The organism is Serratia surfactantfaciens (assembly GCF_001642805.2).
In the GTDB taxonomy this organism is placed as follows: domain Bacteria; phylum Pseudomonadota; class Gammaproteobacteria; order Enterobacterales; family Enterobacteriaceae; genus Serratia; species Serratia surfactantfaciens.
In genome coordinates this window covers 5,000,016-5,013,235 of the sequence record NZ_CP016948.1, presented here as the reverse complement: position 1 = coordinate 5,013,235, position 13,220 = coordinate 5,000,016, and the positions used below count along the sequence as shown (strand labels likewise).

Here is a 13,220-nt window from a genome sequence, read left to right as displayed (position 1 = left end):
GAGCGCATTGCGCGCTCCGGGGAAAATCTCACTACTGCGCCAGCCAGCCGCCGTCCATGTTCCAGGCGGCGCCGCGCACCTGCACCGCCGCATCGCTGCACAGGAACAGCGCCAGCTCACCGAGCTGCTCAGGCGTGACGAACTCTTGCGACGGTTGCTTCTCCGCCAACAGCTCATCGCGCGCCCGCTGCGGCTCGGTACCGGCGGCGATGCGTTTGTCGATCTGCTGCTGCACCAGCGGCGTCAGCACCCAGCCGGGGCAGATGGCGTTGCAGGTGACGGGCGTGCGGGCCGTTTCCAGCGCCAGCGTCTTGGTCAGCCCCACCACGCCGTGCTTGGCCGCCACATAGGCCGACTTGTCTTTCGACGCCACCAGCCCGTGCACCGACGCCACGTTGATGATGCGCCCCCAGTGGCGCTCGCGCATGCCCGGCAGCGCCAATCGGCAGGTATGGAACACCGCCGACAGATTGATGGCGAGGATGGCATTCCATTTCTCCACCGGGAACTGATCCAGCGGCGCCACGTGCTGAATGCCGGCGTTGTTCACCAGAATATCCACGCCGCCGAACTCGCGTTCGGCATAGTGCATCATGTCCGCTATCTGGGCCGCATCGCCGAGGTCGGCACCGTGATACCCCGGCGCGCTGCCCAGCCGGGCGACCTGCGCTTGCGCCTGCTCCACCTCGCCGAAGCCGTTGAGGATCACGCGCGCGCCGGCGGCGGCCAACACGGACGCTATTCCGAGGCCGATGCCGCTGGTCGAGCCGGTCACCAGCGCGGTTTTGCCTTGTACACTCATGGTATCGCTCCTTTAAACAATGTCGGTCAGGTAGAACACGCCGATCACGAACAGCACCGCGGCGCTCTTGATAAGGGTGATGGCGAAGATGCCGCCATAGGCCTGCCTATGGCTGAGGCCGGTGATCGCCAGCAGGGTGATCACCGCGCCGTTGTGCGGCAAGGTGTCCATGCCGCCGCTGGCCATCGAGGCCACCCGGTGCAGCACTTCCAGCGGGATATGCGCGGCGTGGGCGGCGGCCACGAAATTATCGGCCATCGCCGCCAGCGCGATGCTCATGCCACCGGAGGCCGAGCCGGTGATACCGGCCAGCAAGGTGACGCTGATCGCTTCGTTCAGCAGCGGATTGGGGATCGCCGACAGCGCCTGCGACAGCACCAAAAAGCCCGGCAACGCCGCGATCACCGCGCCGAAGCCGTATTCGGAGGCAGTATTCATCGCCGCCAGAATTGCGCCGCCGACCGCCGTCTTGCTGCCCTCCGCCAGCCGGCCGCGAATATTGCCAAAGCCGAACACCACCACCAGCAGAATACCCGACACCAGCGCCGCTTCCACCGCCCAGATGGCGGTGATCTTCGCCACGTCGGTGGTGATCGGCTTGGCCAGCCCCGGCAGCGTCAGCTCGTGGCTGGCGCCGTACCACTGCGGGATCCAATGGGTGAAGGCAAGGTTGAATACCCCGACCAGAATCAACGGCAGGATGGCGATCAGCGGATTCGGCAGGTTGATATCGTCCGGGGTTTCCGGTTCGTTCAGCAGCTCGGTGCCGTACCCTTCGCCTTTCAGCTGCGCCTTGCGCCGCTGGCGTTCAAGATACAGCAGACCGACCGCGATGATGAACAGCGAGCCAATCAGCCCCAGCCAGGGCGCGGCCCAGGCATTAGTGCCGAAGAAGCTGGTCGGGATGATGTTTTGGATCTGCGGCGTGCCGGGCAAGGCGTCCATGGTGAAGGAGAAGGCGCCGAGTGCCACGGTGGCCGGGATCAGCCGCTTGGGGATGCCGCTCTGGCGGAACAGCTCGGCGGCGAACGGATAGACCGCGAACGCCACCACGAACAGCGACACCCCGCCGTAGGTCAGCAGCGCGCACACCAGCACGATCACCGGAATGGCGTGACGCCGGCCGAGAATGCGGATCGCCGCCGCGACGATCGAACGGGAAAAACCGGACAGTTCGATCAGCTTGCCGAATACCGCCCCCAGCAGGAACACCGGGAAATAGAGCTTCACGAAGCCGACCATTTTCTCCATAAACAGCCCGGTGAAAGTCGGCGCCACCGCGCCGGGGTCGGTCAACAGCACCGCGCCCAGCGCGGCGATCGGGGCGAACAAAATCACGCTGTAGCCGCGGTAGGCGGCCAGCATCAGTAATCCCAGTGCTGCCAGGGCAATCAAAACGCTCATCGGACACCTCGCTATCGTTGTTATTGTCAGGTACGGAGTGCGAAATTACGGTTTCAGCGCAAAGCGCAGCTGATGCGCCCGGCGCCGTTGAATGCGTTCCCTGCGTGCTTCATCCCACAGATAAAATCCCCGGCCGCTGCGTTGGCCGCTATCGCCGCGCTGCAGCCGCTGTTCCACCAGCGCCATCATCTCGTCGCCGGTCGCCAGTTCCGGGAACAGGTGGCGGGCGATGTCCGCCACCGTCGCCAGCCCGGTCATGTCGGCGGCTTCGAGCGGGCCGACCATGGCGTAGCGCCGCCCCAGCGAGGCGCGCATCACCTGATCCACCACCTCGGCGCTGGCGATACCGCTGTGTACGATGTGCAGCGCCTCGCGCAGCACCGCAAACTGCAGCCGGTTGCCGACAAACCCCGGCGCGGCGCGCTCCAGCAGCACCGCCTCAAGATCCATCTCACCGAGCAGCGCCTGCACCGCCGCCAGATGACCCGGTTCGGTGGCGCTGCCGGGCACGATCTCCACCAGCGGGATCAGGTGCGGCGGGTGCCAGAAATGGGCGATCAATAGGCGCTGCGGATGGGTCATGCGCGCCGCCAGCTCATCCGGCGGCAGGCCGCTGGTGTTGCTGGCGATCACCGCGTCGTCGGCGATCAGCCCTTCCAACTGCTCATACAGCGCATGCTTCAGCTCGAGCCGTTCCGGGATCGCCTCGATAAGCAGCCGGGCGCGCGCCACCTCGTTCAGATCGCCGGTCACGCGCAGCCGCGCCAGCGCCGCGTCGCGCTCATCGTTATCAAACTGCCCGACGTCGCTCAGCTCGGCCAGAATGCCGCTCGCCACCACCGGCGCTTCCGCCAGGCGCTGCGGATCCGGGTCATACAGCAGCACCCCATGGCCATGGCGGATAAAATGGGTGGCGATGCCCACCCCCATCAAGCCGGCGCCCAGCACCGCATAGTCAGATGACTGCATCGTGCCTCCTCGGTTGTTTACGGGCGCTCTACCGCCAGCGCCACGCCCTGCCCGCCGCCGATGCACAGCATCGCCAGCCCCTTGTTCACCCCGCGGCGCTGCATTTCGAACAGCAGCGACACCAAAATGCGGCAGCCGGACGCGCCGATCGGATGCCCCAGCGCGATCGCACCGCCGTTGACGTTGACCCGCTCCGCATCCCAGCCCAGTTCTTTACCCACAGCCAGCGCCTGCGCGGCGAAGGCTTCGTTGGCTTCGATCAGATCGACCTCCTCCAGCCGCCAGCCGGCTTTTTCCAGGCAGCGGCGCGCGGCCGGCGCCGGGCCGATGCCCATGATCGCCGGATCGACGCCCGACGAGGCGTAACCGGCGATGCGCGCCAGCACCGGCAAGCGCAGCGCGGCGGCTTTTTCCGCGCTCATCAGCAGCACCACGGCGGCACCGTCGTTGAGCGACGAGGCGTTGCCGGCGGTCACCGTGCCCTCCTTGCGAAACGCCGGGCGCAGCCGCGCCAGCGCCTCAGGGCTGGTGTCGCGCGGCTGCTCGTCGTGCTCAACCCGCAGCGCCTCCCCCTTTGGCTTCGGCACCGTCACCGGCGTGATCTCCTGCGCGAAACGCCCGGCCTGCTGCGCCGCCTGCGCCTTCTGCTGCGAGCGCAGCGCGAACCTGTCTTGTTCTTCTCTGCTGATGGCGTATTTCTCCGCCAGGTTTTCGGCGGTGATGCCCATGTGATAGTCGTTGAACGCGTCCCACAGGCCATCGTGGATCACGCTGTCCACCATCTGCGCATGACCGAGACGCAGACCGGCGCGCGCACCAGCCATCAGATAAGGCGACTGGCTCATGCTCTCCTGGCCGCCGGCGATCACCGCCTCGGCGTCGCCGCTGCGGATCGCCTGTACCGCCAGATGCACCGCCTTCAAACCGGAGCCGCACACCTTGTTGATGGTCAGCGCCGGCGTCGTAACGGGCAGCCCGGCGTTCAGCGCGGTCTGGCGCGCCGGATTCTGCCCGCAGCCGGCGGTCAGCACCTGGCCGAGGATCACTTCATCGATCTGCTGCGGCGCCACGCCGCTTTGCGCCAGCAGCCCCTGCACCGCCGCCGTGCCCAGTTCCACCGCCGTCAACGGCGCCAGCGCGCCGTGAAAACTGCCGACCGGCGTGCGCGTCGCCGCTACGATCACCACTTCACGTTGTTGCACATTCACCTCCCGTTTCAGAAACGCATTTCCGGCACTTGCTCCGGCACGATAAGCCGGCCGGCGGTTTTGGCGACAATCTCCGCCACGCTGACGCCCGGCGCGCGTTCGCGCAGCACGAAGGCGCCGTCTTCAATTTCCAGGTAGGCCAGATCGGTCAATACCTTGCGGATACAGCGGGCGCCGGTCAGCGGCAGCGTGCAGCGCGGCAGCAGCTTGGACTCGCCGCCCTTCGCGGCGTGGGTCATCACCACGATGATGTTCTCCGCTCCCGCCACCAGATCCATCGCGCCGCCCATGCCCTTGACCATCTTGCCGGGGATCATCCACGAGGCGATGTTGCCCTCGACGTCCACTTCAAACGCCCCCAGCACGGTCAGATCGACATGGCCGCCGCGGATCATGGCGAACGACTGCGCCGAATCGAAGATCGACGCGCCGAGGCGCGCGGTGACCGTCTGCTTGCCGGCGTTGATCATGTCGGCGTCCAGCTGCTGCTCGGTCGGGAACTCGCCCATTCCCAGCAGGCCGTTTTCCGACTGCAGCATCACGTCCATGCCCGCCGGCACGTAGTTGGCCACCAGCGTCGGGATGCCGATGCCCAGGTTGACGTAGTAACCGTCTCTCAGCTCTTGCGCTACGCGCTGCGCCATTTGTTCACGGGTAAGCATGCGAATTCTCCTTATGCCCGCAGGGTGCGTTGTTCGATACGCTTCTCGAAGGTGCCCTGGATCAGCCGATCGACGTAGATGCCGGGGGTATGGATCGCCGCCGGATCCAGCTCGCCCGGCGCCACGATCTCTTCCACTTCCACCACCGTGATGCGCCCGGCGGTCGCCATCAGCGGATTGAAGTTCTGCGCGGTGTGGCGATAGATGACGTTGCCGAAGTGATCGGCCTTCCAGCCTTTAACGATGGCGAAATCGCCGGTGATGGCGGTTTCCATGATGTAAGGGCGGCCGTTGAACTCGCGCACCTCTTTGCCTTCGGCGATCGGCGTGCCGTAACCGGTGGCGGTGAAGAACGCCGGGATACCGGCGCCGCCGGCGCGGATCTTCTCAGCCAGCGTGCCCTGCGGCGTGAGGTCCACCTCCAGCTCGCCGCTGAGCGCCTGCTGCTCGAACAGCGCGTTTTCGCCGACGTACGATCCCACCACCTTGCGGATCTGATGGGTTTCCAGCAGCCGCCCGAGGCCGAACCCGTCGACGCCGCAGTTGTTGGAAACCACCGTCAAGCCGCGCACGCCGCGCCGGCGGATCTCTTCGATCAGGTTTTCCGGGATGCCGCACAGGCCAAAGCCGCCCGCCAGCACCGTCATGTTGTCCGTCAGGCCTGCCAGCGCTTCCTGGTAGCTGCCGACGCGTTTGTCGAGCCCTGCCATATCGTTGCCCCTGCATGTTGCGGCGCAGGGCGAAATGCCCTGGCTTGCGTGAGGGCATCTTCAGGTCACAAAAATGATTTGTTAATTTTGTTTTTATGCCGCATTCATTTAGAATTTTTATTAATCAACCGTTAACCGACAATTAACAAAGAGTTAACGCCAGCCAAAATGAAAATGAGCATCAAACAGTTACGCGCGTTTTTAGCGGTAGCTCACACTCTGAACTTCGCCCAGGCCAGCGAGCGGCTGAATATTTCTCAGCCGGCGCTCAGCCTGGCGATTCGTGGGCTGGAAGACGCGCTGGGCGGGCCGCTGCTGCTGCGCACCACCCGCCGGGTGACGCTGACGCCGGAGGGGGAAACCTTCTTCCCGATGGCGCGCCAGCTGCTGGCGGATTGGGACAACGCGGAAGAGGCGATGCGCCAGCGCTTCACCCTGCAGATGGGCAAGGTGGCGATCGCCGCCATGCCGTCGTTCGCCGGCAACCCGCTGCCGCCGATCCTCAAGGCGTTTCGCGATCGTTACGCCGGCATCAACGTGGCGGTGCACGACGTCATCAACGAGCAGGTGTTTGAAATGATCCGCGAAGGCCGGGTGGAGATGGGCATCGCCTTCGAGCCGGAGCCGAGCGACACCCTGCACTTCACCCCGCTGTGCCGCGATCGCTTTATGGCGGTGGTGCCGAAGGATTCGGCGCTGGCGCGCAAGGCGCAGGTGAGCTGGAAGGAGCTGCTGACGCTGGATTTCATCACCCTGCAGCGGCCATCGGCGGTGCGGCTGCTGCTGGAGCAGGAGCTGGCCCGCAGCGGCCGCACGCTGGAGGTGGCGTTTGAAAGCCACCAGCTGGTAACGGTCGGGCGCATGGTGGCCAACGGCCTCGGCGCCAGCGCGGTACCGGCGCTGTGTGAGCAACAGATGGATGAGCTGGGAGCGGTCTGCGTGCCGCTGATCGGCCCGATCATCGAACGGCGCGTGGGCCTGATCCGCCTGGCGCAGCATCAGCTCTCTTCCGCCGCGCAGGCGCTGGCGACGGTGATCGAACGGGAGATGGCGGGAAGTGGCGCAGAACCTGCGTTTAAACCGTAAACCCGACGTGCTTGCCGCCCGGCAGCTCAACGTCCAGGCGCAGCGTGCCGCCCATCGCTTCCACATAGCGTTTCAGGGTCGAAATCTTCAGCTCATTGCCGCGCCCTTCGATGGCCGCGACAGAAGGCTGGGAAATGCCCAGCGTTTTCGCCAGTTCCTGTTGGGAAATATTCAGCGCTTCCCGCAGCTGGTGCAGGTGCGCTTCAAACAGCATCTCTTCGGCCATTTCCTCGATGCGCCGGCGGCTCTCCGGGGTGCGGGAGGCCAGCAGTTGCTTTAAGGTGCTCATGGGTTACTCCTTGAAATAACACATCAAATATTGGGTGAACTGCGCATCCGCGATGGGCAGCATCACTTTATAAAACCGCTTCTCATTACCCGTTTTGTCGCCCGCACACAGCACAATCGCCTGCCGCGCCGGATCGAAGGCGAAAAAAGCGCGAATCGGCCGCCCTTTGTGCTGAATACGCAGCTCTTTCATGTTGGGATGCAACGAGCCTTTCAGCACGTCGACAAAAGGCCGCCGAAGAGAAGGCCCGGCACGCTCGAGCATCACCAGCGCGGCCAACACCTTTTCCTGCGTCGATTCATCCTGCTCACAGAGCCACCGATCAAACTCTTCCGTTGTCATTACCGTCCACATGGCACCTCCTGATTATAGAGTACAATCTATGACGAGACGATAGACCGGAATATATAATTTTATCCAGGCCGCCATTGGCGTTTTGCCTGGCGACTCGCAAAAGAAACCGATAGGACCATCGTCTATCAAATAGAGGAAAGGAGAGGCAAATTTAGCGAAATGCCGATGTTTTCAGATGATTCTCCGATCGAGAGCGTGAGCCAGAACCTGTTACCACCCTGTAGAAAATGTTAAGTTTCCTAAAAATAAGGAGGCTTTTCGACATGGAACAGAAGTCCAGCAGCATCGCACCGGGCTATTGCATCGCCCAACAAACCGGCCCGCTCGCCTTCCACGCCAACTACCTGTTCGGTGGCAAGCCATCGGAAGCGGCACGCTTTTTTATGCAGCTCAATGCCGATACGCCGCTGGTTCAACCGGGGCAAATGCTGATCGTCGCCGATCCGCGCAATCATAATCAATCTACGCAGATCGCCGCCCTGATGCAGGCCAAGAGACGTACCAGCAAAGCGGTGAAAGCCGGTGACAGCGATTTCTCCACCTTCTTGCACCGTAATTACGCCGCTATCGCCGCCTTCACCAGCTATGGGGAAACGGTCGTCGGGCTGGCTTCGGATGCCGGAGAACGCTACTTCAGCCAGATCAAAAATATCCTGGTTGAGATTGAAAAAACCTACCAAAATCAGTTCCGCACGAGTGGCGCGTTGATTGGCACCCAGTTTCAGGTGGAACGGGCGCGGCTGTTCGGTACATTAAAACCGTTACTGAATCGCCTTACTCGTGCTCAACTCAATATGAAAGAGTATGCGCATATCAAACACGCGCTGGGGCTCTCCAGTAAATCGCTGGTGCATGAATGGAGCACCGCCGGCGTCGGCGCCATTAGGGGTTATTCGAACTACGTCGACAGCGCCAGCCGTGCGGCCAAGTTTATGAAAGCCGGCGGCTGGATCGGCATCGGATTGAGTGGGCTGAATACCACCAACGACGTCTACAATGCCTGCACCACTGGCCGCGAACAGGAGTGCGCCAAGATCGCGGTAAAGGGATACAGTCATTTTGCGGCGAGTACTGCGGCGGGGATTTTGGGGGGTGAAGGCGGTGCAATGTTAGCAATGACGGCTTGCAGTATCGTCTTAGGCGCCTCCACGTTTGGTACCGGTATTTTAGCTTGTGGTATAGCAGGCGCTGCTCTGGGTGGCGCAGCTGGCAGTTGGGGTGGCGGTGTAGCCGCCGACAGCATTACTGGTTTCATTTTTGGTGAATAATGAAAATCGCTATCGTCCTGTTCTTCACTCTGACATTGATTAGCGCCTTGGTGCAGTATCTTTGCTATCGGCGCTATAAAGACGAATTTTCTGAATTCTATCAACGTTATGTGCAAAGCGCCCATCCCTTGCCTCCATTTGTCATCTTCGCGGATAACCTTGGTTTGCTCGGTGTGTCTATTAAAGCGCAATGGTTCCGTTGGGTATTGAATGGCAGAAAAATAAGGATAGGGAAAAACGCTTTTCTGAGCTCAAAAACCTACGAATTCGTGAATGAAAACACATCTCAACATCTGAAGAGTTGGATTCGAAAAGACTTCATCTTAAGCGTGCTGAAAATGGGGTGTTTGGCGTTAATGTGCATTTTTGCTTTTTTGAGTAAGGCATAACGCCCCTTGAACCTTAGCCGGTGGCTTATGAAAATAGCATCACTTACTGCAGCCGTGCTGCTCTTACTTTGTTGGCTTGCTCAATATATTTACTCTCGTCGCTATAAACACGAGTTCGATGTTTTTTATCAACGCTATACCCAACAGGGCCACTTTGTCCCTGCTCACGTCGCAATTGCCGATGGCCTTGGCTCTTTAGGTACTTCCATCAAAGTCCAATGGTTCAGAGGGATCCTTTTCGGCAAGAAAATCAAGGTGAAGAAAAACCAATATCTTCCCGCCAAGACCTATGAATTTTTTCGTCTTTCATCATCTGAACGCTTGCAGACCTGGATGAAAAACAACGGCACGCTTTTGGCGCTGGAAGGCTTGTTCTTCATCATGGCATTGATCTTTATGATGATAACGAGAATGTCGTGATTCAGGCTGCTCGATGAAAACCCTTGTCATATTATGCTTAACGCTGCTGGTTTTAAGCACCTTCATCCAGTTCATTGGTTACCGTCGCCATAAAAAAGAGTTTGATGCTTTCTATCAGCGTTACGCCGGCAGCGGACATTTTATTCCGCCCTACGTCGCCTTTGCCGATAGCCTCGGCATGCTTGGAACCTCATTGAAAGCACAGTGGTTTCTTTGGATCCTGAAAAGGAAAAAAATAAAAATAAGGGATCAGGTTTGGCTCGATGCGAAAACCTACGATTTCGTGCAAAAAACCGCCTCTCCTGAGCTACAAAAGTGGCTGGCGATGGATTTTATACTTTTGCTCGTAGAGGCCATGATTACCACCGTGGGCTGTATTTTTATTTACCTCATCAATCATCAAAGTTGAGCAGACGCGTTGCTCCCCTCCACCGCCTGCACCGCCGCCTTCTGCGTGGCGCGCTGATATAAGCACAGCTCCCTGCCCGGCTTGTTTTTCATAAACGGCTGCGGGTAGCGCCCGCCGATAAACAGCGCCGAATAGCCGACGTCATCGCCGTAGTGAACGATCGCCCCTTCTACCCTGGCGTTTTTTAGCCCGCTGGCTTTCAGGCAGGCGGCGCGCATCGCCCTTTCGCTCTCGGCCCACGCCTGTGGGGAAGACGCGGTGGCGTTGAACGCGGCCAGCGCGGCGATAAGCAGCCCTATTCTCTTCATCGTTATCTCTCCTTCTACGGCCCGTCTCGCCAGTATAGACCGTGCCGACCCGGCCAACCCGCCGCGCTCTTTACGGCATTTTTATTCCGCGCCCCGTTAACGTTACGGCGTTTTTACAGACAGTTTTTGCCGCCGCAGATACCCTTTTCACATCGCCGCTATGGCCTCACAAGAGAGTTGTCTCATGCGTTTATCCCTGCCTCTGGCCGTGACCGGTCTACGTTCTGGAGCACGCCATGCATGCTAATATCATCGGGTTCAATCCCCTGCTGGCGGAGCTGCCCGCTTCGCCGACGCGCACCTTCCGTAAAGAGCTGGAGCACTATCTGCAGCGCTATCCGGATACCGAACAGCTGGATATTTATCTGCACGATCTGAACGGCCAGCTGCGCGGCAAACGGCTGCCGATCGCCGAAGCCTTTGGGCTGGAAAAAGGCTGCTACTTCCCGTTGTCGATCTACGCCATGGATCTGCACGGCCGGGTGATAGAAGAAAGCGGGCTGGGGCAGCGGGCGGGCGAGCCGGACCGGCTGTGCCTGCCGGTGCCCGGTACGCTGCGCCCCTGCGCGCGCGATCCCGAGCGCCACGCCCAGCTGCTGCTGACGATGCAAAACGCCGATGGCGACGCCTGCGAGCTGGAGCCGCGCGTGGTGCTGCAACGGGTGCTGAAGCGCCTGCACGAGCGCAACTGTTTCCCGGTGGTGGCGGCCGAACTGGAGTTCTACCTGCAGGATCCGCAGCACCCCGCCGAGGCGGAAACCTGCCCAACGCAGAGCTTCGCGGTGGATGCGCCGGAGCGCCACCATGCGCTGCTGAGCGACATCGAACGGCACGCCCGCCTGCAAAACCTGCCGTTGACCGGCGTGGTGGCCGAAGCCGCCTCCGGCCAGTACGAGCTGAACCTGCATCACAGCCGGCGCGTGCTGGAAGCCTGCGACCAGATCATGGCGCTAAAACGCCTGACGCGGCAAATTGCCGAGCAACATCACCAGCACGCCTGCTTTATGGCCAAGCCCTGCGCCCACGCCGCCGGCAGCGGACTGCACTTTCACATCAGCCTGCAGAACGAGCACGGCGAGAACCTGCTGACCGGCGCGCCGGGCGAACTGAGCGACAACATGCAGCAGGCGATGGCGGGCATGCTGGCGCTGATGCCGGCGTCAATGGCGATCCTGGCGCCCAATATCAACGCGTTCCGCCGTTTCCGCCCCGGCATGCACGTGCCGCTGCGCGCCTCCTGGGGCCACAACAACCGCACGGTGGCGCTGCGCCTGCCCTGCGCCGACAGCGCCAACCAGCGCATCGAATACCGCCTGGCCGGCGCCGACGCTAACCCCTATCTGGCGCTGGCGGTGATGCTCGGCGGCCTGCTGCACGGGCTGGAACAGCCGCTGCCGCTGCCGCCGGCCGCCAACGGCTGCGAGAGCGACAACGCCGCCCCCTTGCCGCTCGGCCAACAGGAGGCGCTGACGCTGTTCCGCCACAGCGATCCGCTGCGCGAGCTGCTCGGCCCGGCGTTCTGCACCCTGTGGCACACCTGCAAAAGCGCCGAACTGCACCGCTTCGAGGAACAGGTCACCGCCGCCGAACTCGGCTGGATGCTGTAATCGCTCTTTGATTCATTAACCTAAGGATAATCATGAATATGCAACCGCAACCGGCGCCCGTTCAGCCACTGCTCTGCTGGCGAAAAGGCGTTTTTCATATCAGCACCGATCGGCAGTTGTTGGATATCGAGGCGATCCAGCGTTTCCTCAGCCTAGCGGATCGGGCGGCGGCCGAACGCCTAGTGCACCACGGCCTGTGCTTTGGCCTGTACCGCAAGCGCCACCTGCTCGGTTTCGCCCGCATGGTGACCGATTACGCCACCTTCGCCTCGGTGAGCGAACTGTTCGTCAGCGCCGAATACCGCGGTGTCGGGCTGGGCAGCTGGCTGACGCGCTGCTGCCTGGCGCATCCGGCCTTGCGTGGCCTGCGCGTCACGTTGCCGGCGCTGCAAGCGCCCTGGCGCGCCGATTGTTCGGCGCATGCCCTGCGCGCCCTTCACTGATAAGGAGCTCCTGATGTCTCGTTTAGTGCTGATTTCGAACAAGCAGTGCGACGGCAAGGATCTGGCCTGCGCCGGCCAGACGCTGGCGGCCGACGCCGAACCGGGGCTGTGGCTGGGCTGGAACGGCGACGTGCAGAATTTTGCGCAGCGCCCGATCAGCTGCCGCCAACGCGCCGGTTACGATCAGGTGACCTTCCCGCTGTCGATCGAGGAGTTCCGCCGCCACTATCAGGGCTACTACCACGACGGCCTGTGGCCGGTGTTCCACAACCAGCCGGAGAAGGCGCACTTCACGCCGGAAAACTACCGCGCCTACCGGCAGTTGAACCGCCATTTTGCCGATATCGCCTGCGAGCACCTGTGCCCCGGCGACATCGTCTGCGTCGACGACTACCAGCTGCTGCCCTGCGCCCAGGCGCTGAAGGAACAGGGGCTGCTGAACGCCTGCGCGTTCTTTTTCCACCTGCCGTTTCCGTCGGCGGCGCTGCTGCGACGCATCCCGGAACACCGCCAGCTGATCGCTTCGCTGCTGTTCTACGATCTGATCGGCTTTACCAGCACGGACGATCGCAACGCCTTTCTCAGTTGCCTGGCGGGCGAGTTCCCGCTGGAGATGCTGCCCGACGACCAGATCCAGGCCAACGGGCATCTGTTCGCCACCGGCATTTTCCCCGCCGGCATCAACGGCAGACAGGTTTATTGATTTACGGCGGCGTGCCCCCTTCAGGCGCGCCGTTTTATTTCGCCGTGATTTATTTTTACCGCCTTTATCGCCATCAGCATGCGTTATTTCATTTTATGAATATAGCGATTAAAAAATGAATATTCATCCTGTTACATATCATCCGTAAAAACCCTACGCCGCCAATTGCTTTTTATTAGTAAAAAACAT

General features: G+C 61.4%; 17 protein-coding genes. 8 read left to right on the top strand and 9 right to left on the bottom strand.

What is annotated here, in order from left to right; translation table 11 throughout:
* Positions 1–31 precede the first annotated feature (31 nt).
* Genes ATE40_RS23410 through ATE40_RS23385 form a run of 6 tightly spaced genes read right to left on the bottom strand, consistent with a single transcriptional unit; the run spans position 32 to position 5,755 of the window.
* Entirely contained in the window at positions 32–802 is a 771-nt protein-coding gene (locus ATE40_RS23410) for a 3-hydroxybutyrate dehydrogenase (RefSeq protein ID WP_063918088.1), read from the bottom strand.
* Between the two features lie 12 nt (positions 803–814).
* A complete protein-coding gene (locus ATE40_RS23405) occupies positions 815–2,206 on the bottom strand; it encodes a GntP family permease (RefSeq protein ID WP_063918087.1) in 1,392 nt (463 codons plus the stop codon).
* A 45-nt stretch (positions 2,207–2,251) separates the two neighbouring features.
* Entirely contained in the window at positions 2,252–3,175 is a 924-nt protein-coding gene (locus ATE40_RS23400) for a 3-hydroxyacyl-CoA dehydrogenase family protein (RefSeq protein WP_019453266.1), read from the bottom strand.
* A gap of 17 nt (positions 3,176–3,192) precedes the next feature.
* Complete coding sequence (locus tag ATE40_RS23395) at positions 3,193–4,377, bottom strand: acetyl-CoA C-acetyltransferase (RefSeq protein WP_019453267.1); 1,185 nt, start codon at positions 4,375–4,377, stop codon at positions 3,193–3,195.
* A 14-nt stretch (positions 4,378–4,391) separates the two neighbouring features.
* Positions 4,392–5,045, bottom strand: a complete 654-nt coding sequence (locus ATE40_RS23390) for a CoA transferase subunit B (protein WP_015376496.1) — start codon at positions 5,043–5,045, stop codon at positions 4,392–4,394.
* An 11-nt stretch (positions 5,046–5,056) separates the two neighbouring features.
* A complete protein-coding gene (locus ATE40_RS23385; RefSeq protein ID WP_004933280.1) occupies positions 5,057–5,755 on the bottom strand; it encodes a CoA transferase subunit A in 699 nt (232 codons plus the stop codon).
* Between the two features lie 168 nt (positions 5,756–5,923).
* Here ATE40_RS23385 and ATE40_RS23380 point away from each other — a divergent pair, with 168 nt between their 5' ends.
* Positions 5,924–6,841 carry a LysR family transcriptional regulator gene (locus ATE40_RS23380; protein ID WP_063918086.1) on the top strand — a complete coding sequence of 306 codons (918 nt, stop codon included), beginning with the start codon at positions 5,924–5,926 and terminating at the stop codon, positions 6,839–6,841.
* Here the strand turns inward: ATE40_RS23380 and ATE40_RS23375 are convergent.
* Both ATE40_RS23375 and ATE40_RS23370 read right to left on the bottom strand, forming a co-directional pair.
* Positions 6,831–7,130 (bottom strand): helix-turn-helix domain-containing protein, encoded by a 300-nt coding sequence (locus tag ATE40_RS23375; RefSeq protein ID WP_019453270.1) that lies wholly within the window; start codon positions 7,128–7,130, stop codon positions 6,831–6,833. The genes ATE40_RS23380 and ATE40_RS23375 overlap by 11 nt on opposite strands.
* A 3-nt stretch (positions 7,131–7,133) precedes the next feature.
* The gene (locus ATE40_RS23370) at positions 7,134–7,484 is read right to left on the bottom strand and encodes a type II toxin-antitoxin system RelE/ParE family toxin (protein ID WP_033645671.1); all 351 of its coding nucleotides are present in this window, start codon (positions 7,482–7,484) and stop codon (positions 7,134–7,136) included.
* A gap of 263 nt (positions 7,485–7,747) precedes the next feature.
* On the opposite strand from ATE40_RS23370, the gene ATE40_RS23365 reads away from it, so the two are divergent.
* From ATE40_RS23365 to ATE40_RS23350, 4 genes are read left to right on the top strand one after another with little or no spacing between them, the layout of a single operon-like run.
* Positions 7,748–8,752 (top strand): hypothetical protein, encoded by a 1,005-nt coding sequence (locus ATE40_RS23365; RefSeq protein ID WP_063918085.1) that lies wholly within the window; start codon positions 7,748–7,750, stop codon positions 8,750–8,752.
* The gene (locus ATE40_RS23360; RefSeq protein WP_063918084.1) at positions 8,752–9,141 is read left to right on the top strand and encodes a hypothetical protein; all 390 of its coding nucleotides are present in this window, start codon (positions 8,752–8,754) and stop codon (positions 9,139–9,141) included. The genes ATE40_RS23365 and ATE40_RS23360 overlap by 1 nt, the downstream gene beginning before the upstream one ends.
* Before the next feature lie 27 nt (positions 9,142–9,168).
* A complete protein-coding gene (locus ATE40_RS23355; protein WP_063918083.1) occupies positions 9,169–9,561 on the top strand; it encodes a hypothetical protein in 393 nt (130 codons plus the stop codon).
* Positions 9,562–9,574: 13 nt separating this feature from the next.
* A complete protein-coding gene (locus ATE40_RS23350) occupies positions 9,575–9,970 on the top strand; it encodes a hypothetical protein (RefSeq protein ID WP_063918082.1) in 396 nt (131 codons plus the stop codon).
* On the opposite strand, the gene ATE40_RS23345 is transcribed toward ATE40_RS23350, so the two are convergent.
* Complete coding sequence (locus tag ATE40_RS23345; protein WP_063918081.1) at positions 9,961–10,278, bottom strand: hypothetical protein; 318 nt, start codon at positions 10,276–10,278, stop codon at positions 9,961–9,963. The genes ATE40_RS23350 and ATE40_RS23345 overlap by 10 nt on opposite strands.
* A gap of 236 nt (positions 10,279–10,514) precedes the next feature.
* Here ATE40_RS23345 and ATE40_RS23340 point away from each other — a divergent pair, with 236 nt between their 5' ends.
* The 3 genes from ATE40_RS23340 to ATE40_RS23330 are packed head-to-tail and all read left to right on the top strand — an operon-like array spanning position 10,515 to position 13,031.
* A complete protein-coding gene (locus ATE40_RS23340) occupies positions 10,515–11,885 on the top strand; it encodes a glutamine synthetase family protein (protein WP_063918080.1) in 1,371 nt (456 codons plus the stop codon).
* Positions 11,886–11,917: 32 nt separating this feature from the next.
* A complete protein-coding gene (locus ATE40_RS23335; RefSeq protein WP_063918079.1) occupies positions 11,918–12,328 on the top strand; it encodes a GNAT family N-acetyltransferase in 411 nt (136 codons plus the stop codon).
* Between the two features lie 13 nt (positions 12,329–12,341).
* A complete protein-coding gene (locus tag ATE40_RS23330; RefSeq protein WP_063918078.1) occupies positions 12,342–13,031 on the top strand; it encodes a trehalose-6-phosphate synthase in 690 nt (229 codons plus the stop codon).
* Positions 13,032–13,220 lie beyond the last annotated feature (189 nt).